The organism is Vulcanococcus sp., from assembly GCF_044369115.1.
Lineage (GTDB): Bacteria > Cyanobacteriota > Cyanobacteriia > PCC-6307 > Cyanobiaceae > Vulcanococcus.
Window position 1 is genome coordinate 1 of record NZ_JBIPMN010000001.1, and the last position, 22,896, is coordinate 22,896.

22 protein-coding genes and 1 pseudogene are annotated in these 22,896 nt (G+C 67.0%); 9 read left to right on the forward strand and 14 right to left on the reverse strand.

The genetic code is table 11. The features are described from left to right. Window positions 1-119, reverse strand: a pseudogene (locus tag ACIQ2E_RS00005) (acetyl-CoA carboxylase, biotin carboxyl carrier protein); the annotation flags it as partial. Window positions 120-124: 5 nt separating this feature from the next. Beyond that, a complete protein-coding gene (gene efp, locus ACIQ2E_RS00010) occupies window positions 125-685 on the reverse strand; it encodes an elongation factor P (RefSeq protein WP_398324358.1) in 561 nt (186 codons plus the stop codon). Between the two features lie 67 nt (window positions 686-752). On the opposite strand from efp, the gene ACIQ2E_RS00015 reads away from it, so the two are divergent. Together ACIQ2E_RS00015 and thiL are read left to right on the forward strand one after the other, a co-directional pair. After that, the gene (locus ACIQ2E_RS00015; RefSeq protein ID WP_398324360.1) at window positions 753-1,826 is read left to right on the forward strand and encodes a peptidylprolyl isomerase; all 1,074 of its coding nucleotides are present in this window, start codon (window positions 753-755) and stop codon (window positions 1,824-1,826) included. Between the two features lie 4 nt (window positions 1,827-1,830). Continuing rightward, entirely contained in the window at window positions 1,831-2,814 is a 984-nt protein-coding gene (gene thiL / locus ACIQ2E_RS00020) for a thiamine-phosphate kinase (RefSeq protein WP_398324363.1), read from the forward strand. Window positions 2,815-2,930: 116 nt separating this feature from the next. Here thiL and gap read toward each other — a convergent pair whose 3' ends face one another. Then, on the reverse strand, window positions 2,931-3,953 hold the full coding sequence (gap, locus tag ACIQ2E_RS00025) for a type I glyceraldehyde-3-phosphate dehydrogenase (RefSeq protein ID WP_398324365.1): 1,023 nt from the start codon (window positions 3,951-3,953) through the stop codon (window positions 2,931-2,933). A 192-nt stretch (window positions 3,954-4,145) separates the two neighbouring features. Between gap and murC the strand changes: the two genes are divergently transcribed. Genes murC through ACIQ2E_RS00040 form a run of 3 tightly spaced genes read left to right on the forward strand, consistent with a single transcriptional unit; the run spans window position 4,146 to window position 6,890 of the window. Beyond that, a complete protein-coding gene (gene murC, locus ACIQ2E_RS00030; protein WP_398324444.1) occupies window positions 4,146-5,588 on the forward strand; it encodes a UDP-N-acetylmuramate--L-alanine ligase in 1,443 nt (480 codons plus the stop codon). Then, complete coding sequence (gene murB, locus ACIQ2E_RS00035) at window positions 5,585-6,502, forward strand: UDP-N-acetylmuramate dehydrogenase (RefSeq protein WP_398324368.1); 918 nt, start codon at window positions 5,585-5,587, stop codon at window positions 6,500-6,502. The genes murC and murB overlap by 4 nt, the downstream gene beginning before the upstream one ends. A 49-nt stretch (window positions 6,503-6,551) precedes the next feature. Next, window positions 6,552-6,890 (forward strand): YbaB/EbfC family nucleoid-associated protein, encoded by a 339-nt coding sequence (locus tag ACIQ2E_RS00040; RefSeq protein WP_010312646.1) that lies wholly within the window; start codon window positions 6,552-6,554, stop codon window positions 6,888-6,890. A gap of 9 nt (window positions 6,891-6,899) precedes the next feature. Here the strand turns inward: ACIQ2E_RS00040 and rsgA are convergent, their stop codons facing one another. The 4 genes from rsgA to grpE are packed head-to-tail and all read right to left on the reverse strand — an operon-like array spanning window position 6,900 to window position 9,965. Beyond that, window positions 6,900-7,913 carry a ribosome small subunit-dependent GTPase A gene (rsgA, locus tag ACIQ2E_RS00045; RefSeq protein ID WP_398324372.1) on the reverse strand — a complete coding sequence of 338 codons (1,014 nt, stop codon included), beginning with the start codon at window positions 7,911-7,913 and terminating at the stop codon, window positions 6,900-6,902. Then, window positions 7,906-8,157 (reverse strand): sulfurtransferase TusA family protein, encoded by a 252-nt coding sequence (locus ACIQ2E_RS00050; protein WP_398324375.1) that lies wholly within the window; start codon window positions 8,155-8,157, stop codon window positions 7,906-7,908. The genes rsgA and ACIQ2E_RS00050 overlap by 8 nt, the downstream gene beginning before the upstream one ends. Beyond that, the gene (dnaJ, locus tag ACIQ2E_RS00055) at window positions 8,154-9,284 is read right to left on the reverse strand and encodes a molecular chaperone DnaJ (protein ID WP_398324378.1); all 1,131 of its coding nucleotides are present in this window, start codon (window positions 9,282-9,284) and stop codon (window positions 8,154-8,156) included. The genes ACIQ2E_RS00050 and dnaJ overlap by 4 nt, the downstream gene beginning before the upstream one ends. Window positions 9,285-9,287: 3 nt before the next feature. Next, window positions 9,288-9,965, reverse strand: coding sequence for a nucleotide exchange factor GrpE (gene grpE / locus ACIQ2E_RS00060; RefSeq protein ID WP_398324380.1), 678 nt, complete (start codon window positions 9,963-9,965; stop codon window positions 9,288-9,290). Between the two features lie 95 nt (window positions 9,966-10,060). Here grpE and ACIQ2E_RS00065 point away from each other — a divergent pair, with 95 nt between their 5' ends. The 3 genes from ACIQ2E_RS00065 to ACIQ2E_RS00075 all read left to right on the forward strand — a co-directional run bounded on the left by ACIQ2E_RS00065 (window position 10,061) and on the right by ACIQ2E_RS00075 (window position 14,386). Further along, window positions 10,061-11,896, forward strand: coding sequence for a GspE/PulE family protein (locus tag ACIQ2E_RS00065; protein ID WP_398324382.1), 1,836 nt, complete (start codon window positions 10,061-10,063; stop codon window positions 11,894-11,896). Between the two features lie 84 nt (window positions 11,897-11,980). Then, window positions 11,981-13,063: a type IV pilus twitching motility protein PilT gene (locus tag ACIQ2E_RS00070; protein ID WP_398324385.1), complete on the forward strand. Its 1,083-nt coding sequence runs from the start codon at window positions 11,981-11,983 to the stop codon at window positions 13,061-13,063. A gap of 15 nt (window positions 13,064-13,078) precedes the next feature. Continuing rightward, complete coding sequence (locus ACIQ2E_RS00075; RefSeq protein ID WP_398324387.1) at window positions 13,079-14,386, forward strand: type II secretion system F family protein; 1,308 nt, start codon at window positions 13,079-13,081, stop codon at window positions 14,384-14,386. Between the two features lie 11 nt (window positions 14,387-14,397). Here the strand turns inward: ACIQ2E_RS00075 and ACIQ2E_RS00080 are convergent, their stop codons facing one another. From ACIQ2E_RS00080 to ACIQ2E_RS00090, 3 genes are read right to left on the reverse strand one after another with little or no spacing between them, the layout of a single operon-like run. Next, window positions 14,398-14,808, reverse strand: a complete 411-nt coding sequence (locus tag ACIQ2E_RS00080; protein WP_398324446.1) for a type II toxin-antitoxin system VapC family toxin — start codon at window positions 14,806-14,808, stop codon at window positions 14,398-14,400. Between the two features lie 5 nt (window positions 14,809-14,813). Continuing rightward, window positions 14,814-15,056 (reverse strand): type II toxin-antitoxin system Phd/YefM family antitoxin, encoded by a 243-nt coding sequence (locus ACIQ2E_RS00085; RefSeq protein WP_398324390.1) that lies wholly within the window; start codon window positions 15,054-15,056, stop codon window positions 14,814-14,816. A gap of 23 nt (window positions 15,057-15,079) precedes the next feature. Then, window positions 15,080-16,408, reverse strand: coding sequence for an NAD(P)/FAD-dependent oxidoreductase (locus tag ACIQ2E_RS00090; protein ID WP_398324392.1), 1,329 nt, complete (start codon window positions 16,406-16,408; stop codon window positions 15,080-15,082). A 53-nt stretch (window positions 16,409-16,461) separates the two neighbouring features. On the opposite strand from ACIQ2E_RS00090, the gene dusA reads away from it, so the two are divergent. Further along, the gene (gene dusA / locus ACIQ2E_RS00095; protein WP_398324395.1) at window positions 16,462-17,460 is read left to right on the forward strand and encodes a tRNA dihydrouridine(20/20a) synthase DusA; all 999 of its coding nucleotides are present in this window, start codon (window positions 16,462-16,464) and stop codon (window positions 17,458-17,460) included. A gap of 244 nt (window positions 17,461-17,704) precedes the next feature. Here dusA and ACIQ2E_RS00100 read toward each other — a convergent pair whose 3' ends face one another. The 4 genes from ACIQ2E_RS00100 to ftsY form a co-directional block, all read right to left on the reverse strand. Further along, window positions 17,705-18,214: an RNA recognition motif domain-containing protein gene (locus tag ACIQ2E_RS00100; RefSeq protein ID WP_398324397.1), complete on the reverse strand. Its 510-nt coding sequence runs from the start codon at window positions 18,212-18,214 to the stop codon at window positions 17,705-17,707. A 71-nt stretch (window positions 18,215-18,285) separates the two neighbouring features. Next, window positions 18,286-19,686, reverse strand: a complete 1,401-nt coding sequence (argH, locus tag ACIQ2E_RS00105) for an argininosuccinate lyase (RefSeq protein WP_398324400.1) — start codon at window positions 19,684-19,686, stop codon at window positions 18,286-18,288. A gap of 26 nt (window positions 19,687-19,712) precedes the next feature. After that, a complete protein-coding gene (locus ACIQ2E_RS00110; protein ID WP_398324403.1) occupies window positions 19,713-21,128 on the reverse strand; it encodes a PP2C family protein-serine/threonine phosphatase in 1,416 nt (471 codons plus the stop codon). Between the two features lie 63 nt (window positions 21,129-21,191). Further along, the gene (ftsY, locus tag ACIQ2E_RS00115; RefSeq protein WP_398324406.1) at window positions 21,192-22,886 is read right to left on the reverse strand and encodes a signal recognition particle-docking protein FtsY; all 1,695 of its coding nucleotides are present in this window, start codon (window positions 22,884-22,886) and stop codon (window positions 21,192-21,194) included. Between the last annotated feature and the right edge of the window lie 10 nt (window positions 22,887-22,896).

Genomic DNA, 22,896 nt, shown 5'->3' on the forward strand with positions numbered 1-22,896 from the left:
GCCGGCAGATTGCGCCGCAGCTCGAGGCGAAAGTCGTCGCCTTCGAGTTTGAGCTCCTGGATATCGCTCTCGCCGAGCAGAGCGATCAGCTCCCGCAGTTGGTTGTGATCGAGTTGCATGGCGCTCAGTTCTCGCGGCCGAGATAGCTGTCGGTGCGGGTGTCGATCTTGATCTTTTCGCCGATCGACAGGAACAGCGGCACCATCACCTGGGCGCCGGTTTCCACAATCGCGGGCTTGGTGCCGCCGGTGGCGGTGTCGCCCTTCACGCCGGGGTCGGTTTCGGTGATCTCCAACACCACCGAGTTGGGCAGTTCCACCTCAAGCGGCTTGCTGTTCCAATACACAACGTTCACCTCCATGCCTTCCTTGAGGTACTTGCGCTGATCGCCGATCTGCTTGGCGGTCAGGCGGGTTTCCTCGTAGGAGGCCATATCCATGAAGACGTAGTCGTCGCCTTCCATGTAGGTGTGCTGCAGCACAGCCTTCTCCAGCTGCGCCTGGGGCATGGTCTCCCCGGCGCGGAAGGTTTTTTCCACCACGTTGCCGCTCTGCACCGCCTTGAGCTTGGTGCGCACGAACGCTGAGCCCTTACCGGGCTTCACATGCAGGAATTCAACGACGCGCCAGACCTGGCCATCGAGCTCAATCGTTGTGCCGGTGCGAAAGTCGTTGCTTGAGATCATTCCGGCAGAACGGGTCAGGCCGGATTGTACGGCTGTGCCAGAGTCCGGGCAGAAACGAGGCTGCAGCATGGATCTCAAGCGCTGGCTCCTGGCCTTGGTGGTGCTGCTGGGCCTGTGGGGCCCCATCAGCGCCGCCCCGGCCCACGCCGCTTTGCCCCCCGGCAATGCGGTGAAGGACCCCACCGCGATCCTGCGCAACGCCCTGCCGATCGATGCACCGGATCTGCAGGAACTGCAGCACCGCTTAGAGAGCACCAGTGACGACCTACGCGCCAAACGCTGGAGCGCCCTCACCAGCACGGCCCGCCGCAGCCAGACGCTGCTGAGCAGCAAGCGCGAGGCGATTCTCAAGAGCCTGCCCAGCGCTGACCAAGCCGAGGGCAACGCCCTGCTGGATCAGCTGGAAACACAGCTACAGGCCGTGGCCGCTGCCACCGAGGTGAGCGATCGCGACAGCTTCCTGGAGGCCCGCCGGATGGCTCTGAGCACGATCGGCCAGCTCGAGGCGCTGCTGGTGGGCAATTTCCCGTTTGAGATCCCAGCTGAATACGCCGAGCTACCCCGTCTGCTCGGCCGGGCCACGGTGGAGATCGAAACCACCCAAGGCACCGTCATCGCCGTGGTGGATGGCTACAACGCGCCGCTCACAGCCGGTGCGTTTGTGGATCTGGTGCAGAAGGGCTTCTATGACGGCCTCCCGTTCACTCGCGCCGAAGACTTCTACGTGCTGCAGACCGGCGATCCCAAGGGCCCGGAAACCGGCTACCTCGATCCAAAAACAAAGGCTGAACGCACCGTTCCCCTGGAAATCAAGGTTCCCGGCGAAGCCGAGCCCTTCTACAACGCCACCTTTGAAGATCTGGGTCAGTTCACGGCGCAGCCGGTGCTGCCCTTCGCCACTCTCGGCACCCTGGGCTGGGCCCATTCCGATGAAGCGCTCAACGACGGATCGTCGCAGTTCTTCTTCTTCCTCTATGAGGCGGAACTCACCCCCGCGGGCCTCAACCTGGTGGATGGCCGCTACAGCGCCTTCGGCTACGTGGTGGACGGTTTCGATGTGCTCGAGGAGCTCGGCATCGAAGACGGCATCGTGAAAGCCAAGGTGATCGAAGGGGCCGAGAACCTCCAGGCGCACGCCTGATCCCATGCTGCTGCGCGACCTGGGCGAATGGGAGCTGCTGCGGCTCCTAGCCGCCTACGCCCCGGCCGGCCAGTTCAACGACGACGCCGCCCTACTGGAGGAACGCAGCGGCCAGCAACTGGTGGTGAACACCGATGTGCTGGTGGAGGGCGTGCACTTCCGTGACGCCACCATTGGGCCGAGAGATCTGGGTTGGCGCGCCGCGGCCGCCAACCTCTCGGATCTGGCGGCCATGGGCTGCACCGGCGTGGCCGGTGTCACCGTGGCCCTGGTGGCCCCCGGTGACACCGCCTGGAGCTGGGTGGAAGGGGTGTACGCGGGGCTGCGCGATGCGCTGGAGCCTTACAGGGCCGTGATTCTCGGGGGCGACTGCAGCAGCGGCCGCGAGCGGCTGCTCTCGATCACCGCCCTGGGACATGTGGCCAACGGCATGGCGATCCGGCGGGGCGACGGGCGCCCGGGCGACTGGCTGGTGAGCAGCGGCCCCCATGGCCTGAGCCGTCTGGGGCTGACATTGCTGCTGGATGAGTGGGAGGCCTCCCAGGTGAGTCCAGCACTGCGGGAGCGGGCCATTGAGGCCCACCGCAGGCCCAAGCCACGGCTGGATGTCGCCAGGGCCCTGCACAGCTGCCGGCCCAGCGGGCAACCCTGGAGGGTGGGGGGCACCGACAGCAGCGATGGCCTGGCGGCCGCCGTGAAAGCGATTGCCGCCACCAGTGGCTGCGGGGCCCTACTGGAGCGCAACCAGCTGCCGATCGACCCCGAACTGGCCCAGCTCGAGCCCGGCGAGCGCTGGTGCCTGGGGGGCGGCGAAGATTTCGAGCTGGTGCTGGCGCTGCCGCCCAGCTGGGCCGAGGCACTGCTCGGGGCCTTATCTGGCACCAGCCGCATCGGCAGGCTTGTGGAGGCAGAGCCAGGCCTGGTGCGCTGGCAGGAGAGCGGTGAAGCGCTGGCGGCAGCGGAACAAGGGTTTACGCATTACCGCTGACCTGCCAGCCAGGGTCGCGATCAACCCAAAGCACAGGCCAGCAACAAACAGCCGCCCTTGAAGGGGCGGCTGAAGCGGGTGAGCCCAGGCTGATCAGCCCCGGGCTGCAACCGAACTCACTTCCAGTTCTTGGCCACGATCTCAGCGAGATCAACAACGCGCTGGCTGTAGCCCCACTCGTTGTCGTACCAGCACACGATCTTCACCATGTTGCCGCCCATCACCAAGGTGAGATCGGCGTCAACGATGGTGCTCTCATCGGTGCCGGCGTGGTCGCTCGACACCAGGGGCAGATCGCAGTACTTGATGATCCCCTTCATGCCGTTCTCAGACGCGGCCTTGAGTACGGCATTGACCTCCTCAGCGGTGGTGTCGCGACCGGTCTCGAACACCATGTCGCACACCGACACGTTGGGGGTAGGCACGCGCAGGGCGATGCCGCTCAGCTTGCCCTTCACCTCGGGGTAAACCAGAGCCACGGCCTTGGCGGCGCCGGTGCTGGTGGGCACGATGTTCACTGCAGCGGCCCGGGCGCGGCGCAGGTCGCGGTGGGCGGCATCAAGAATGCGCTGGTCACCTGTGTAGCTGTGGGTGGTGGTCATCGTGCCCTTCACGATGCCGAAGGCCTGGTCGATCGTTTTCACGATCGGCGCCATGCAGTTGGTGGTGCAGCTGGCGTTGGAGAGGATGTCCCAGTCCTCGTGGCGGTATTGGTCGGCGTTCACGCCCACCACGAAGGTGCCCACCTTGGCGCCCTTACCGGGGGCGGTGAGAATCACTTTCTTGGCACCGGCCTCGAAGTGCTTGCTGGCGCCCACGTCATCGTTGAACACGCCGGTGGACTCAATCACCAGATCCACGCCCCACTCCTTCCAGGGGAGGTTGGCGGGGTTGCGGTCGTAGAAGGTTTTGATCGTCTTGCCGTTGACGACAATGGTGTCGTCGGTGGTGGTCACCTCTGCGTTGCGCAGGGGGCCAAGCATCGAGTCGTACTTGAGCAGGTGAGCGTTGGTGGTCGTGTCACCTGAGCCGTTGATGCCCACCAGCTCGATGCCGGTGTTCTCTCCACGGCTGAGCCAGCAACGCATGAAGTTGCGACCGATACGGCCGAATCCATTGATCGCAACCTTGATGGTCATGGCATCGAGCGGGGAAGCCCGCTAGCAAGGGGGATTTGGCCGCCGATCATACAGAGATCATTGGGATGTCCCCATCTGGGGACATGGGTTTCAGAGCCTGGATCGAGGCTCTCAAATCCCTCTCAAACACACCGATCCGGGCAGACAAGGGGAACTTCCCGGCTTACCGTCTCCCCAGGCTTGGAGATGCCCTTGGCCCAACAGCTCGATCGCCGTCAACCCCTCCATTTCATTGGAGTCGGCGGCATCGGCATGTCGGCCATCGCCGGAATCCTGGCGGATCGGGGCTACCAAGTGAGTGGTTCCGACCCACGCGACAACGCTGTGCTGCAGGACCTGCGCAGCCGTGGTGTACGGGTCTTCCGCGAGCAGAGCGCCACCACTATCGCCGCCATCCGCAGCGGCACCTCCACCCAGCCGCTGGTGGTGGTGAGTTCAGCGGTGCCCGCCACGAACCCTGAACTGCAGGAAGCCCGCCGGGCAGGCCTGGAGATCGCCCATCGCTCCGATGTGCTGGCGGCGCTGATCGCCGGCCAGAGCTCCGTGGCCGTGGCTGGCAGCCATGGCAAAACCACCACCAGCACGCTGATCGCGAGCCTGCTGCACGCCACCAACCACGACCCCACCGCCGTGATCGGCGGCGTGGTGCCCGCCTTCGGCAGCAATGGCCGCAACGGCAAGGGCGCCCTGCTGGTGGCCGAGGCCGATGAATCCGATGGAACCCTGGTGAAGTTCCAGGCCTGGTTGGGAGTGATCACCAACCTGGAGCTCGATCACACCGATCACTACCCCGATCTGGCCGCCCTGATCGCCACACTGCAACGCTTCGGGCGCGGCTGCGGGCAGCTGCTGGCCAACCGCGACTGTCCGATCCTCAGCCAGCAGTTCAACGCCAGCCACTGGTGGTCCACCAGCAGCCCAGATGGAGCTGATTTCGCGGCCATCCCTGTAGAGCTCAGCGGTGACAGCACCCTGGCGGACTTCTACGAGCAGGGCACCTGCGTGGGCCGGTTCACGCTGCCGCTGCCCGGACTGCACAACCTCAGCAATGCAACCGCTGCCATGGCCGCCTGCCGGCTGCATGGCGTGTCGTTTGCGGAGCTGCGCCAGGCGGTGGAGGGCCTGCAGGCGCCCGGTCGCCGCTTCGACTACCGCGGCACCTGGGCCGAGCGCCAAGTGGTGGATGACTACGCCCATCACCCCAGCGAGGTGGGTGCCACGCTGGCCACCGCGCAGCTGATGGTGAGCAGTGGCCGCAGCTCCTTACCAGAGCCCCCACAACGGGTGCTGGCGGTGTTCCAGCCCCATCGCTACAGCCGCACCGCCGAATTCCTGGAGCCCTTCGCCGCGGCCCTGGGCCAGGCCGATGAGGTGCTGCTGGCTCCGCTGTACGCAGCCGGGGAAGCGCCGATCGCCGGTATCTCCAGCCATGCCCTGGCCGCCGCCATCCAACGGCTCAGGCCCGACCTGGCGGTGACGGTGGCCGACAGCCTCGACGAGCTGGCCGATGCGGTGGCCGAGCGGAGCGTTCCAGGCGATCTGGTGCTGGCCATGGGTGCCGGCGATGTGAATGGGCTTTGGGGGCGCCTGCAGAAGCGCGAAGACCCCCTCGCCACGTTTCCCTTAGCGGCATGACGTCCGCCACCCCCCTCGGCCTGCGGCGCTCCGTGGGATTGGCGGACTACACCACCTGGCGGGTGGGCGGATCGGCCCAGTGGTTTGCGGAACCGGAGAGCGCTCTTCAGCTGCAGGCTCTACTCGCCTGGGCTCAGGCCGAAGGCCTGCCGAGTTTGGTGATCGGCGCCGGCTCCAACCTGCTGGTGAGCGATGCAGGCCTTGAAGGCCTCACCCTCTGCAACCGCCGCCTACAGGGCGCCGCTCTCGATTCCAGCACCGGCCTGATCGAAGCCCAGGCCGGCGAACCGATCCCGAGCCTGGCGCGCCGGGCCGCCCGGGCTGGCCTCTCTGGCCTGGAGTGGTCTGTCGGCATCCCCGGCACGGTGGGTGGCGCCGCCGTGATGAACGCCGGCGCCCAGGGGGGCTGCACCGCGGAGGTGCTGGAGAGCGTCACGGTGATTGAGCCCCACAAGCCCAACCAGCCATTCGCACTACGCGCCGGCGAGCTCGATTTCGCCTACCGCCACAGCCGCTTGCAAGAGGAGCCGCTGGTGGTGCTCTCCGCTCGCTTCCGGCTGAACGCCGGCCACGATCCAGCCGAAGTGAGCCGGCGCACCAGCAGCAATCTGCACAGTCGCACCAGCACCCAGCCGTATCAGCAGCCCAGCTGCGGCAGCGTGTTCCGCAATCCCGAACCCCAGAAGGCCGGCCAACTGATCGAGGCCCTGGGCCTCAAGGGCCTGAGCATCGGCGGGGCACAAGTGTCGCCGATTCACGCCAATTTCATCGTGAACACCGGCGCCGCCACCGCCGCCGAGATCGATCACCTGATCAGCGCGGTACAGGAGCGGATCCAGGCCGCCCACGGCATCACCCTGCACACCGAAGTGAAGCGGCTGGGCCCCTTCAAGGGCATTGCTCTCGCCGCCTGAGCCCACCCGCAGCACCGCGTAACCTGCGCCCAACTGCACAGGCGCCGCGATGGCCGGTTTCGGACTTCCCAACTTCGGCCAGCTCACCGAAGCCTTCAAGAAGGCGCAGCAGATCCAACAGGATGCCGCCAAGCTCCAGGAGGAGCTCGATGCGATGGAGCTCGAAGGCACCAGCAGCTGCGGCCGCGCCAGCGTGTGGCTCTCCGGCAACCAGCAACCGCTGAAGGTGCGCCTCGATCCCGCCCTGCTGGCCGAGGGTGCTCCTGCCGCAGAAGCCGCCACCCTCGATGCCCTCAAAGCCGCCTATGAGCTCTCCACGGGCACGATGAAGCAGCGCATGGAAGAGCTCACCGGCGGGCTCAATCTCAACCTGCCTGGCCTGGGCTGAGCCCGAGGCTCACTCCGCCTCGTCGGGTTCATTCTGGCGCTGACGGCGCCGCGACACCTGCCGCAAACGCTGATCCAGCAGCGGCTCGCGGCGACTGCCCCGCTGCTTGAGGCCAGCCCCTTCCGCGCTGCGGGAACGCTCCCGCCGCGCCGCTGCCTGCACGGCCTCCAGGCAGCTGATGTAGAGCGGATGGCGATCCCAGTCGGCGCCCACGGCGCAGCCGGGATCGCCTTGATGCAGGCAATTCTTGAAGCGGCAAACGCCTCCTAGCAGGCGCTCACGAATTTCAGGAAAGAGCGGCCCCAGCTCCTCGGGATCCGCGGGCAGATCCGGGCGGTTGAAACCCGGCGTGTCGGCCAACAAGGCGCCAGGGGCCAGCGGGAACAACTCCACATGCCGGGTGGTGTGTCGGCCGCGCTGCAGCCGGCCCGACACGGCACTCACCCGCAGGGCCAGTTCAGGCACCAGAGCATTGATCAGGCTGCTTTTGCCCACACCGGAGGGGCCGCACAGCACCGCAATCCCGGGCTGGGTAAGGCGCTCCCGCAAGGCAGCGATCCCCTCGCCCTGCTGCGACGACACCAAGAGCGGCTCGTAGCCCCAAGCCTGCAGGCGCTCATGCCAGCTCCGTTGCTGCGCGGCGCTGAGCAGATCGGCCTTGGTGAGCACCAGCTCCACCGCCACGCCGGTGCGCTCCGCCGTGAGCAGAAAACGGGTGAGCTGCAGCAGATCGAGCTCGGGCTGCTCCAGCGCCACCGCCACCACCACCCGGCTGCAGTTGGCCACCGCCGGTCGCTCCAGCAGGCTGCTGCGCGGTTCGAGGCCCGCCACGGCACCGCGGCGCTCTGGCCAGTCGATGCCATCGATCTGCACGTGATCGCCCACACAGATCTGCTGGCCGGTTTTGCCGAGGCGGGTGCGACGCACGCAGAGCAGGTGCTCGATGCCATCAGGTCCGGGTTGATCGAGCTGCACACGGCAGAAGTTGGCCTCCAGGGCCATCACCCGCGCCGCTTCAGCCAAGGCGCTGGATCAGCAGGCGCACACCACCGCCCTCCCCGGATTGACGCTCAACACGATGCCCAGCCTCACGCAACCCGGAGGCCACCATCTGCTCGGGCTCACCTGGATCCAGCTCGAGCTGCAGCCAGGCGCCGGGATCGAGCTTCTCCAGTGCCAGCTTGCTGCGGATGAAATTGAGCGGGCAGGGCGTGCCGCGCAGGTCGAGCTGCAGGGCTGAATCCGGCACAGCAGCAGAATCGCTCACCCAAACAGCCCGCCGAACAGACCGCTCTTGTGGGGGTGTTTGTGCCCCTTCGCGGTGTGATGGCCGGCCAGCTGCTCCAGCAGCTCCTTCTCCTCGCGGTTGAGCTTGGTGGGCAGCTGCACCTTGATCGCGATCAGGTGATTGCCGCGAGCAACGGGGTTGCCCAGCTTGGGCACGCCCTTGCCGGTGAGGGTGAGCACCGCGCCAGGCTGGGTGCCGGCGGGGATCTCCAGCTGCTCGTGGCCATCCACGCTTTCCACCTCGATCGTGTCGCCGAGGATCGCTTGGAGGTAATTCACCGTCACCTCCGAGTGGATGTTGATGCCGTCGCGGCGCAGGTGCGGATGCGACTGCACCGTGAGGAACACATACAAATCACCCGGCGGGCCACCGCGCTGACCGGCGTTGCCTTCGTTGGCCACCCGCAGGCGGGTACCGCTGTCCACGCCAGCGGGGATGTTGATGCGCAGCTTCTTGCGCACCTGCTGCAGACCCTGACCGCCGCAGGCGTTACAGGGGTCGGCGATCACCTGACCGCTGCCCTCGCAGGTGGGGCAAGGGGCCACCTGGGTGAAGCTGCCAAAGGGGGTACGGGTGGCGCGGCGCACCTGGCCGGCCCCGCCGCAGGTGCCGCAACTGGTGGGGCCGCTGCCACTCTTGGCGCCGGAGCCGCTGCAGGTGCTGCAGGTTTCCAGATGGCGAATCTGGATCTCTTTTTCCTTGCCGAACACCGCTTCGCTGAAGCTCACGGTGAGGTCGAAGCGCAGGTCATCACCCTGGCGGGGGCCGCGGCGGCGGGCACCACCGCCACCGGGGCCGCCCATGCCACCGCCGCCAAAACCGCTAAAGAAGGTTTCGAACAGATCGGCGAAGCCGCCCATATCGCCCATGTCGGGCATGCCGGCAGCGCCGCCGAGGCCGGCCTCACCGAACTGGTCGTAGCGGGCGCGGGTTTGGGGATCACTCAGCACCTCATAGGCGCGGCCGATCTCCTTGAACTTGTCTTCGGCACCTGGATCTTTGTTGATATCCGGGTGGTATTGACGCGCCAAACGCCGATAGGCCCGCTTGAGGGTGTCGGCATCGGAATCGCGGGCGACCCCCAGCAGGTCGTAGTAATCGGCCATCGATCAGGCCTCGTTCTCGGCGGGCGCGCTGTCAGCCGGGGCAGCCTCGGAGCCGCCGGGACCGGGGCCCATCGACACCTTCACCAGGGCGTGACGCAGCACCCTGCCGTTGAGGTGGTAACCCCGCTGCAGCTCGGCGATCACAACGTCTTCGCTGTGCTCATCGCTGGGCTCCCGCAGCACGGCCTCATGCAGGTTGGGATCGAAAGGTTCACCCTCCACGCGCATCGGCGAGACGCCGAGCTGCTTGAACACATCCACCAGCTGCTTGTAGAGGCCTTGGTAGCTGCGGTGGATGGTCTGGGCCTCCTCGGCCTGGGGTTCGAGCTGCTGGCGGGCGCGCTCGAAGTTGTCCACCACCGGCAGGATTTCGCTGAGGGTGTTGCAGGCGATCTGCACGCGCAGATCATCCTGATCGCGGCTCTGACGCTTGCGGAAATTATCAAAATCGGCGGCGATACGCATGTATTGGCTGCGCACCGATTCGTGCTCGGCCTTCAGCGCTTCGAGCTCCGCCTCCAGCTCCCGCACCCGCTGCTCAGGATCAGCGCTGGCCGCAGGAGCCTCAGCAGGAGCTTCGGGAGCAGGAGCCTGCTCTGCCGCCACCTCAGCAGGGGCTTCACCAGAGGTGTTGAGGGTATCGGCGGATTCCTGGGGGAAGGGGGTCGCTTCGCCGCTCATGCTGACCGAACCGGAGATCTGTTCTAGACATGTTGGTGTGAAGGGGCTCCCCCCCACAAGCGGCGGAAGCCCGCACCTCCCGTGCACAGCCGCTAATGACCCTCACCCCCACGAGGCCCGTACCGGCCGCGGCCAGCGCTGATCAGCAACGGCTGGAGGTGGAACTGCTCCTGGGCGAAGCGGTGCTGACCCGCCAGGAGCTTCAGGCCGCCGGGGAGGAGCGCTGGCGCTGGGCCCAGGCGTTCTCGCTGGATCACTGCCGTGCGCTGGGCTGCCTGCCGGTGGCCCACAGCAATGGCGAGCTGGTACTGGCGATCCCCAGCCACTGGGGGGCAGAGCAACGCCAGCACCTGCAGCAGAGCGCCGCAGCCGCCTCGATCACGATCAGGCTGCGACTGGCCCTGCCCGATGAGCTGGAAGCCGCGCTGCAAACCACTGCTCCCACCGCAAGCCCCCCAGCGCCAGAACCCACACCGAAGCCAACCCCCAGCTCAGCGCCAGAGCGCCCTGCTGCAGCGGCCTCACTGGTAGAAGACCTCCAGCTGGAGGACACGCTGGAGGTCGCGCCGAACGATGACTTCAACGATCTCGACGTGGAGTCGAGCCTGTCGGTCTCCAACGCCTCGCCGGTGGTGAGCCTGGTGGACCGGATCCTGGTGCAGGCCTTGAAGCGCAGCGCCAGCGACATCCACCTGGAACCCCAGGAGGATGGACTGCTCATCCGTCTGCGGCAGGACGGCGTGCTCGAGCAGCTCGACAAGCTGCCGAAGAACCTCACCCCTGCGGTGACCTCCCGCCTGAAGATCATGGCGGACCTGGACATCGCCGAACGCCGCCTCCCCCAGGACGGACGGATCCGCCGCCGCTACCAGGGCAAGCTCTTCGACCTGCGGGTGAGCACCCTGCCAACGCGCTACGGAGAGAAGGTGTGCATGCGCCTGCTCGACAGCGGCACCACTCATCTGGGGCTCGACCGGTTGATCAGCGATCCGGTGGCCCTGGCCAGCGTGCGCGAGATGGGCAGCAAGCCCTTCGGGATGCTGCTGGTGACGGGCCCCACCGGTTCGGGCAAGAGCACCACGCTCTATTCGCTGCTGGCGGAGCGCAACGACCCGGGCGTGAACATCTCAACGGTGGAAGACCCGATTGAGTACACGCTGAAGGGCATCTCCCAGACCCAGGTGAACCGGGAGAAGGGCTACGACTTCGCCCTGGCCCTGCGGGCCTTCATGCGTCAGGACCCGGACGTGCTGCTGGTGGGGGAGACCCGCGACCAGGAAACCGCCAAAACGGCGATTGAAGCCGCCCTCACCGGCCACCTGGTGCTCACCACACTCCACTGCAATGACGCCCCCAGCGCCATCGCCCGGCTCTCGGAGATGGGGGTGGAGCCGTTCATGGTGAGCGCCTCGCTGATGGGGATCGTGTCGCAGCGGCTGGTGCGGCGGGTGTGTCCCGATTGCCGCCAGCCGTATCACCCCAGCGAGCAGGAGCTGGGACGTTTCGGCCTGTTCGCCAGCAACGAGCAGTCGATCACCTTCTTCAAGGCCCGCCGCCAACGCGACGAGGACGACGCGGTGTGCCCCAGCTGCCAGGGCCTGGGTTACCGCGGCCGGGTGGGGGTCTACGAGGTGCTGCGCATCAACGAAACCCTGGCTACCGCCATCGCCCAGCAGGCGAGCACCGATCGGATCCGCAAGTTAGCGATCGAGTCGGGCATGAAAACGTTGCTCGGCTACGGCCTCGATCTGGTGCGCCAGGGCCACACCACCCTCGAGGAGATCGAGCGCATGATCCTCACGGATTCCAGCCTGGAATCGGAGCGGCGGGCCAAGGCGCTGCACACCATCACCTGCGGCGGCTGCGGCGCCGGGATGCGTGATGAATGGCTGGAGTGCCCCTACTGCCTCACGCCACGAGGGCTCAGCTGACACAGGGGGCCCACCCCGCAGCGGCGCCATTGCCGCCACGATCCGCCGAGCTCACACTGACGGCAGGCAGGGCATCGCAGCGGCATGGAGCTCCAGATCGAGCAGCTGATGGAGGAGCTGGTGCAGCAGGGCGGCAGTGATCTGCACCTGGCGGCGGGCCAGCCCCCCTACGGCCGCTTCAGCGGGGCGCTGCGCTCGATGCGCGAGGAGAAGCTCAGCGAAGACCAGTGCAACCGCCTGATCTTCTCGATGATCAACAACGCCCAGCGCAAGCAGCTGGAACAAACCTGGGAACTCGACTGCGCCTACGGGCTGCGGGGCGTGTCGCGCTTCCGGGTCAACGTGTACCGCCAGCGGGGCAGCTATGCCGCCTGCCTGCGGGCTCTGGGCAACACAATTCCCAGCCTGGAGAGCCTCGAGCTGCCCCCGGTAGTGGAGGAAACCAGCCGCCGGCCGAGGGGCCTGATCCTGGTGACGGGGCCCACCGGCTCGGGCAAAACCACCACCCTGGCGGCCCTGCTGGATCACATTAACCGCAGCCGCGCCGAGCACATCCTCACGATCGAAGACCCGATCGAATTCACCTACCGCAACGAGCAGAGCGTGATCCACCAGCGCCAGCTGGGGGAAGACACCCGCAGTTTCGCCGCCGCCCTGCGCGCTGCCCTAAGGGAAGACCCCGACGTGATCCTGGTGGGGGAGATGCGTGATCTGGAAACGATCCAACTGGCGATCACGGCCGCGGAAACGGGGCACCTGGTGTTCGGCACCCTGCACACCAGCTCCGCGGCGCAGACGGTGGATCGCATGGTGGATGTGTTCCCCGCCGAGCAGCAGACCCAGATCCGCGTGCAGCTGAGCAGCTCGCTGGTGGGAGTGTTCTCCCAGACCCTCTGCAAACGGCTCAACCCGAAGCCCGGGCAGTTCGGGCGGGTGATGGCCCAGGAGATCCTGATCAACACGCCTGCCATCGCCAACCTGATTCGCGAGGGCAAAACGGCGCAGCTCTATTCCCAGATCCAGACCGGTGGCCAGCAGGGCATGCAAACCCTGGAGCGGGCCCTGGCCAATCTGGTGGTGCAGGGAGCCGTGAGCCGCGAGGAGGCGATGGCCCAAGCGAGCAAACCGGAGGAGCTGGGCCGCCTGCTCGACGGCCAGAGCGGTTGAGCTGAGCCAACCCCCATGCCCAGCTTCAGCGCTACGTACACCACCCGCGCCGGCCAGACCCGGCAGCTGCGCCTCACGGCCGCCGATGCCGCCAGTGCCCGCCGCGACCTGCGCCGGCGCGGGATCGTGCCCAGCGCCCTGGAGCTGGTGGACAGCGCCAGCGGGCGAGGCCGCAGCGGTCCGGCCATGGCCAACCGCGCTCCCGCAGCACCAGGAACTCCCGCCGGCTCCAGCCCCGCGGCCACCACCGTGTTCGGCCTGGATCTCTCCGGCCTGTTGGAAGCCCGGCCTGGGATCCGCGAAAAAGCCCTGTTCGCCAACAAGCTGGCGGCGCTAGTGGATGCGGGGGTGCCGATCGTGCGCAGCCTCGATCTGATGGCGCGGCAGCAGCGGATGCCGCTGTTCAAGCGGGCGCTCACGGCGGTGAGCGCCGATGTGAATGAGGGCGGCAGCCTGGGGGCGGCCCTGCGGCGCTGGCCGAAGGTGTTCGACAAGCTCACCATCGCCATGGTGGAGGCCGGCGAAGCGGGCGGGGTGCTCGATGAGAGCCTCAGGCGACTGGCGAAGCTGCTGGAGGGCAACGCCATGCTCCAGAACCAGATCAAGGGGGCGATGGGCTACCCGGTGGCGGTGCTGGTGATCGCCGTGCTCGTATTCCTGGGGATGACGATCTTCCTGATCCCCACCTTCGCCGGCATCTTTGAGGATCTCGGCGCCGAGCTGCCGCTGTTCACCCAACTAATGGTGGACCTGAGCAAGCTGCTGCGCTCCTCGTTTTCGCTGTTGCTGGCCTTGGTTCTGCTGGTGGGGGCCTGGCTGTTCAGCCGCTACTACGCCACCAGCGCGGGCCGCCGCCGCGTGGATGGCTTGCTGCTGCAGCTGCCCCTGTTCGGCGATCTGATTCAGAAAACCGCTACGGCCAAGTTCTGCCGCACCTTCAGCTCCCTGACCCGGGCGGGGGTGCCGATCCTGCTCTCGCTGGAGATCGTGCAGGAAACGGCGGGCAACGCTGTGATCGCCGACGCGATCGTGGGATCACGGCAAGACGTGCAGGAGGGCATCCCTCTGAGCGTCGCCCTGGGGCGCAAACAGGTGTTCCCCGAGCTGGCCCTGAGCATGCTCGCCATCGGCGAGGAAACAGGCCAGATGGACACGATGCTCTCCAAGGTGGCCGACTTCTACGAAGACGAGGTGGAAGCAGCCGTGAAAGCGCTCACCTCAATGCTGGAGCCCGCCATGATCGTGATTGTGGGCGGAATCGTGGGCTCGATCCTGCTGGCGATGTATCTGCCGATGTTCTCGATCTTCGATCAGATCAAGTAGAGGCATGGCGCTCAGTTAAAGAGAGGCACACCAAGGTCTGCCGCGGTCTGGTTGAGCTTGCGATCGAAACTGGCCAGCGTGGCCCCAAGGCGCTGGGCCAGATCAAGGTAGGTGGCGTCGTAACTGGAAAGGCCATGGGCACGGGCCAAGGCGATCAACCGAGGTTGTTGCTCCGGCCCGAGATCGCCATCCATGCAGATCGGCAAACCGCTCAAGCGGGCGAGAAACAGATCGCTGGCGCTCGACTCGATCATGCGACGACGTTCAGCCACCAGCAGGGCATTGACCACCTCCAGGTGCCAAAGCCCAGGCACCCACCACGCCTGATCACCACAGGCGGCAAGCAGCCGATTCGCCCGGGCCGCATCAGAGGTCTGCTCACGCTCAAACACCCAGGCCAGGGCCATGGAGGCATCGATCACCAGGGTCAACGGCGACCCTCCTCGATGAAGCTGGCCACATCGGTATCACCAACGCCACGGATGCGGGGAAAGGCCTGCAGCGCCTCAATCGCCGCGGCCAGACCCTCACTGGATGCCGCGCGATGGGGCACCAGATCGGCCACAGGCTTGCCACGCACAGTGATGGTGAAGTGCTCGCCCTGCTCCACAGCCCGCAGCAACCGCGAGAGCTGGGCCTTGGCCTCAAACGCGCCGATGGAGGGCTGCACGGATCAGCAAGCTGGTTCGAGAGCTAGTTTATTGCTGGTGCATGCTGCGCCACCGCCTCAGCGATCGCCTGCCCAGCCAGCCAGCCGGAGCTCCAGCAGTGCTGGAAGTTGAAGCCACCGGTGATGCCATCCACATCCAGGAGCTCACCGGCTAGGTAGAGCCCAGGCGTGCAGCGGCTCTCCATCGTGGCCAGGTTCACCTCCCCCAGCGGCACGCCGCCCGCGGTCACGAACTCTTCGCCAAAGGGACCGCGGCCCGCCACGGCGTATGTGCTGCGCCGCAGGCTCTCGATCAGGCCCTGCTGCTGGTGCTTGCCCAGATCTGCCCAGCGGCGATCGGGCTCCACGCCCTGCTGATCGAGCAGGTGCTGCCAGAGGCGGCGGCTCAGGGCAGGCCAGGGGCGGGCGTTGCTCAGCTGGCGGCGGGCCTGATCACGGCGGCAGTCGGCGAAGAGCTGCTCGAGTTGGGGCTGGGTGCGGCCGCCGCTCCAATCCACCCGCACGCTGCCCCGGTAGCCGCAGTGGTGCAGCGCCCGGGCCGCAAACGCAGTGAGCTTGAGCGTGGCTGGTCCACTCAAGCCCCAGTGGGTGATCAACAGCGGCCCCTGCTGACGGAAGCGATGGGCCATGCCCGGCGGCGGTGGACCCGCGCCCTGATCAAGATCCAGCTCAAGCTCCAGATCGACCGGATCCATCACCACCCCCGCCAAGGCCACGAGCGGATTGGGCTTGAAGGCCAGGGTGAACAGCGACGGCACCGGCGCCACCAGGCCATGGCCAAGACCCTGCGCCAGGCGACGACCGCTGGGATGACTGCCGGTGGCGAGCAGGAGACGATCGGCCGTGAGTGCCGCTGGTTGGTCGTGCCCGCCCTGGAACGCCACACGAACCGTGAGCGCAAAACCCCCGTCAGGCAGCGCGTCTGCCCCCTGCAGCGCGCAGTGGGTGCGCAACTCCACGCCGGCGGCTGAGGCCGCCTGGCGCAGGCACTGGATCACCGCTGTGGAGCGATTGGCCCGAGGAAACATGCGGCCATCGGGCTCCTCCACCAGCTCAAGGCCGTGATCGTCGAACCAGGCCACCGCATCGCCGGCAGCAAAGCGGCTGAATGGACCGCGCAGGGCTTTGCCGCCGCGCGGGTAGGAACCCACCAACTCGCGCGGATCCCAACAGGCGTGGGTCACGTTGCAGCGACCGCCGCCGCTGATCAGCACCTTGCCCAGGGGTTCGGGCGTGCTCTCCAGCACCAGAACCCGCTGGAGCCCCGCCTCCGCCGCGGCGATGGCTGCCATGAACCCGGCTGGGCCGCCCCCCGCCACCACCAGCGACCAGTGTTCGGGGGAGGGGGGCATCGCGGCGAGAGGGGCAGAGATCAGCGTGCCTGGGCACCGGGCAGCATGAGGGCATGCCCGATTCGCTACTGAACGGGGCCTACCGCTTCAGTGTGGCCCCGATGATGGACTACACCGATCGGCACTTCCGGGTGCTGATGCGGCAGATCACCCGGCGCAGCCTGCTCTACACCGAGATGGTGGTGGCCCAGGCGCTGCACTACAGCGAGCGGCGCGAGCGGCTGATCGATTTCGACCCCTGCGAACACCCGATCGCCCTGCAGGTGGGCGGCGACGATCCGCAGCTACTGGCCGAAGCGGCACGCATTGCAGCCGATCGCGGCTACGACGAGATCAACCTCAACGTGGGCTGCCCCAGCGAGAAGGTGCAGAAGGGACGTTTCGGGGCCTGCCTGATGGCCGAACCCGAGCAGGTGGCCCGCTGCATCAGCGCCATGGCCACAGCCTCACCGCTGCCTGTCACGGTGAAACACCGGATCGGTATCGATGAGCGCGATTCGTATGACGAGCTGCTGGCCTTCGTGGATACGGTGGCCGCGGCCGGAGCCCAGCGCTTCAGCGTGCACGCCCGCAAGGCCTGGCTGGAGGGCCTGGATCCGAAGCAAAACCGCACCATCCCGCCGCTGCGTTATGAGCTGGTGCATCAGCTCAAGCGCGAGCGCCCCCAGCTCACGATCGAACTGAATGGCGGCCTGCTGGATCTGCAGAGCTGCGAGGAACAGCTGCAGCAGGTGGATGGCGTGATGGTGGGCCGCGCCGCCTACGACCACCCACTGCGCTGGGCCAACGTGGACCGGCGCCTGTTCCACGACGACAGCGAGCCGATCGCTTGCGCCTCCACGGTGGTGCGAGGCCTGATCCCCTACGCCGAGCGGTGGGTCAACGGTGGGGGCCGCCTCTGGGCCATCGCCCGCCACCTGGTGCAAGTGGTGGAGGGGGTGAGCGGGGCTCGGCACTGGCGCCGCGACCTCGGCTTGGCTGCTGGCGCCCGCGATGCCGGGCCAGAGGTGTTCGAGTGGGCTGCCGCGCAGCTGGAAGAGCGCGGGCTCTAACGGGTTGCCTGCAAGGACCTAACGCGCTGCGTGCATGGGAAGGCGTCTCGCAAAGACTGCTTGCAGCTCTGTACGTGGCGTACAGAAACCTGGATGCCAGTGAGGAGAAGGACCTGCTGCCAAGAACGAGGGCACAGGCAGGTTCTGTACAGAGCTTGCAGAACTTCGGTCAGATCACCGCAGTGAAAGCAGCAGGCCCTCCAAGCACTGAGACCCCCACCAGGCTGAGTCGCCCTTGATCGATTCAGTCGTCGCCGCCAGAGCTGCGCCGGCGACGGGTGCGGCCGGCACCGAAGGAATCAGCGCCGCGATCGCCGCCGCCATAGCTGCGGTCCTCCCAGCCACGGGCGCCGGAACCACGCTCACCGCCACCACCGGAGCGATCGCCGAAGTCGCTGCGGCCACCACCTCCATAACCACCGCCGCCATAGCCGCCGCCTCCGTAACCGCCGCCACCGCCATAGCCGCCGCGCCGGGGACCCCGGTCGCCGCCACCACCACCGCCGCCATTGCTGCGGGGTTCAGCTTTGTTGATGCGCAGCGGACGACCCATCAACTCGGCGCCCTGGAGGGCATCGATGGCGCGGGACTCACTGTCTTCATCGGCCAGCTCCACGAAGGCGAAGCCGCGCTTGCGGCCGGTGTCGCGCTCGAGGGGCAGGAAACAGTTGGTGACCTCGCCGAAGGGTGCGAACAACTCGGCCACGTCCTCCTGTTCCGCGCGGAAGGGGAGGTTTCCTACAAAAATGCTCACAGGCCGAGGGGGCCGATCAGGCAGAACTTCAGCCCAGGAAGACTAAGCCGGCTCCGGCAGTTCGGAGGGCTTCACGCCGCGGCTGTCAGCCGCAAACGCGCCCGCTCCAGCTGCAAGCGCACCTGATCAAAGGCCGTGCCGCCTTCGCTGCGGCGGGCCGCCACCACCTGGCGCGGATGGATCGCCTCATAGATATCCGCCTCGAAGGCCGGATGCAGCTGTTGCCAACGCTCCAGCGCCAGATCACGCAACAGGATCCCCTCCTGCAGGCAGCCCTTCACCAGACCGCCCACCAGCTGATAGGCCTCGCGGAACGGAACCCCCTTGGCCACCAGGTAATCAGCCACATCGGTGGCATTGGAGAAATCAGAAGCCACAGCGGCCTCAAGCCGCTCGGGGCGGAACTGCAGCCCCTCCTCAAACAGGATCGCCATCGCCTCCAGGCAGGCCAGGGTGGTAGCCACGGCATCGAAGAGGGCTTCTTTGTCTTCCTGGAAGTCTTTGTTGTAGGCGAGGGGCAAACCCTTGATCATCACCAGCAGGCCCTGCAGGTGGCCAAACACCCGGCCGCACTTACCCCGCACCAACTCCGGCACATCGGGGTTCTTTTTCTGGGGCATCAGGCTGCTGCCAGTGGCGCAGCGGTCGGTGAGTTTCACGAAGCCGAACTCCTCGCTGGCCCAGAGGATCACCTCCTCACTCAGCCGGCTCAGGTGCACCATCACCAGACTGGCGGCGGCGCTGAACTCCACCGCAAAATCCCGGTCGCTCACCGCATCGAGGCTGTTGGCATATACGTCGTCGAAGCCAAGAGCCGCGGCGGTGTGGCGGCGGTCGATCGGCACTGGTGTGCCCGCCAGAGCCGCGGCCCCGAGCGGACAGATGTTCACGCGTTTGCGCAGATCTTGCAGCCGAGCCCGGTCGCGCTCGGCCATCTCCACATAGGCCAGCAGATGGTGGGCGAGGCAGATCGGCTGAGCCCGCTGCAGGTGCGTGTAGCCCGGAATCATCACCTCAGCGTGGGCTTCGGCCTGATCCAGGAGCGCCCGCTCGAAGCGCACCAACGCGCCATCAATGGCATCAATCTGGCCCCGCAGCCACAGGCGCAGATCCGTGCCCACCTGATCGTTGCGGGAGCGGCCGGTGTGCAGCTTTTTGCCCAGGGGGCCGAGGATCGCGATCAGGCGGCGCTCCACCGCGAAGTGCACGTCTTCGTCGTCGAGGCCGGGGTTGAACTCGCCGGCAGCTGCTTCGCTGCGCACCTGCTCCAGGCCCACCACCAGCTGCTCGGCTTCCTCAACCGTGATCACGCCGGTGCTGGCGAGCATGCGGGCGTGGGCGATGGAGCCGTCGAGGTCCTGCTGGAGCAGGGTGATGTCGAACCCGATCGAGGCGTTGAAGCGTTCGATCGCCGGATGCAGACCCTCCTCGAAACGCTGGCTCCAAGTGGAGGAAGACGACTCAACGGCCATCGGGGCCCGGCTCGATCAGTTGAGGGTCAGCTTGGCAGGCGACTCAGTGAGGGGAGCATCACCTCCTCACGCACCTTGAGCACCACCATCGAGGCGTCGTCATCGAGCTGGCGATCGGGCCCCACAAAGCGATCGAGGCGGGCGAACAACTGATCGAGAATGCCCTGGGCACCAAGGCCGGAGCGACAGGCCGCCTGCAAAGCGGCGATCAAGCGCTCCTCATCGAAACGCTCACCGTTGAGACCACTCGCTTCGGTGACACCATCGGTGTAGCAAAGCAGCACATCCCCCGGATCCAGCACGATCTGTTCGCAGCCGTATTGCGCTTCCGGCTGCAGCCCGATCAACAGGCCCGGCGCATCCAAGCGGTCGACGGCGTGGCGTATCCGCCGCCAGATCAGCGGTGGGTTATGGGCCGCATTGGCGAAGCGGAGCAGACGGGTGCGGGGGTCGTAGTCGGAATAGAAGAGCGTCACGAAGCGGTGCGACTGGGCCAGGTCCTCCTGGGCCAGCTGGTTGAGGTCGTGCAGGATCCGATCCGGGGCGTGGCCGCTGAGCACCTCGGCGCGGAGCATGCCGCGCAGCAGCGTCATCAACAGACCGGCCGGAACGCCCTTGCCCATCACATCCCCCACCACCAGCGCCCAGCGCCCCTGCTCGCGGCGGCGACCGAGCAGCTGGGGGCGGGTGGGGATGAAGTCGTAGTAATCGCCGCCCACCTGAAAGGCCGGGCGGCATCGGGCTGCCAGCTCCACCCCTTCAATCACCGGGCAGTGATCCGGCAGCAGCTGGGCCTGGATCTCGGCGCCGGTGGAGAGCTGCCGGTCGACGCGCTCATGGCGCCGCGCCTCCTGCAGCAGCTGTTCGCTCTCGATCGCCACCCCTGTGAGATCCGCCACCAGCTGGGCATAGCGGCGGTAACTCTCACTCCAACTCAAGCCGCTACGCGGGCCGTACACGTAGAGACGACCGCGGCTGCGGCTGCGGGCCACCACCGAGGTGGCAAACAGGGGCCGATCGGTGAGTTGGCGCCGCACCAAGCGATCGAGCAACAGAGCCACCGCTTCATCGCCGGAGGCCTGGAGCAGCTCCTCATCAGAAAGGCTGGCCAAGGCCCGCAACAGTTCCGGCGGCCCGCCATGCAACTGCTCGCGCCAGAGGCGGCCATCCGGGTGGAACGTGATCAGCAGCGCCCCTTCGCCCTCCACCAACCGAGTGGCCACGAGAGGCACTAGCTCCAGAAAGCGGCCAAGGTTGGTGAAGCTGCGCAAGGCAAAGCCGAGCGAGGCCAGCAGTTCCTGGTTGCGGCGCTGCTCGCGGCTGAGGCTGTCGAGCAGCTGCCGCACCGAAGCCAGCGGCGATGAGGGCCGCGGCAGCGCAGCGCGGTCGACGTGGCTCTGAAGCGGTGGATCAGACCGCCGTGGGGGCGGCTTGCTGCTCACCGAGCGGCCGCGAAGTGCCCGCAAGATAGCCGCGTTTTGTGGAGGAGCTGGCGGCGCTCTGACCTACTTCGCCAGCAACGCCTCCACAAACTCGAAGCTGTTGAACGGACGCAGATCACGGATCCCCTCACCGGCACCGATGAAGCGGATGGGCAGACCGGCTTCCGACGCCACCGCCAGGGCCACGCCGCCGCGGGAGCTGCCATCGAGCTTGGTGATCACCACACCGGTGAGGCCGGCAGCCTGGGCGAAGGCCATCGCCTGCTTCAAACCGTTCTGACCCTGGCTGGCATCCAGCACAAGGAGCGACTGCACCACAGCATCGGGCGCCAGCTTGTCGACGATGCGACGCACCTTGCTGAGCTCCTCCATCAGGTTGTGCTTGGTCTGCAGGCGACCGGCCGTATCCACCAGCACCAGATCGGTGCCTTTGGCTTGAGCAGCGCCGATGGCGTCAAACACCACAGCGGCAGGGTCGGCATTGGGGGAGGGGTTCGACACCACCGTGACGCCGCTGCGTTCCCCCCACACCGCCACCTGCTGGACGGCCGCAGCGCGGAAGGTGTCTGCAGCGGCGATCAGGCAGCTGTAGCCGCTGCGCACCGCGAGGTTGGCAAGCTTGCCGAGGGTGGTGGTTTTGCCCACGCCGTTCACACCCACCATCAGCCACACGTTGAGGCGCCCGCGCTCGGGCGCCAGCAGCGGAGCACCACTGGCCTGAATCGGCGCATCGAGCAGGCCCTTGAGCTGCTCCTTCAGGAAGCGGATGCCCTCCGCGGGCTCCACCACCTCTTCGTTGAGCCGCTTGCGCAGGGCCTCGAGCACCTGATCGGTGGCCTGGACGCCCACATCGGCGCGAAGCAAGAGGCTCTCGAGGTCGTCGAGCACCTCGGGGGTGAGGGGATCGTCGCCGAGGTTGTCGAGCAGCTGGGTGACGAAGCCGCGGCGGGTCTTCTCCATGCCACGCCGCAAGCGGCCAAGCCAGTCGATCTCTTCAAGCGAGATGTCGCTGAGCTGGCGGCCCTGGGCGGCGAGCACTTCGGCCGACCAGGTGAACTCCTCATCGAAGGCACCGAGCTGCGGGGCCGCATCATCGGCGGGTGTTGCAACCGGGGTCGCTGGCGCAGGGGGGGCCGCCGCGGGCACATCAATCGCCCGCTCCAACAGCTGCTGTTGGCGCTGCGCCCGCTGGGCGGCGGCCTGCTCCAGCAACGACAAACCAGCCGCCGGGGCAGAAGGCTCTGGCGGAGCGGAGGGCGCAGGAGCCGCCTGATCACCGGCCGACTCCGGAGCAGGCTGTTGCGTGATCTGGGAGAGCTGCCCAGGAATCTGTACAGACTGAACAAACTCCTGGACAGGTGTTGCAGGTGGATCTGCAGCGGTCAGCTGCGGCGCTGGCAACGATGGAGAGAGGTCGACTGGCGCGGCAGGAGCCGCTGATTGGGGCGATGGCTGCGCCGATGCGGGCTGTTTTTCAGCTTCTTGCTGGGCCTTCAACCGGGCATAGGCCTGACGAGCCCAATCGAGGGCGTCCTGATCGACGGCACCAACAGCTGGCGCTGACGCGGGTGCCGCGGCGGAAGGAGCGGGGGTAGCAGGAGCCGCCAGGGAAGGCTCAGGGTTTGGTTCCGGCTGAACAGCCTCGGGCGCTGGCACGGCAGGTGCCTCAGCGGCGGCCGGAGGCGGCGAGGTTTGTTCCGGCTGGGGCTCCTCGGGGTTCTGGGGGGCCGCGCTGCGCTTGAACCAGTCGAAAACCATGGGCGCCTCC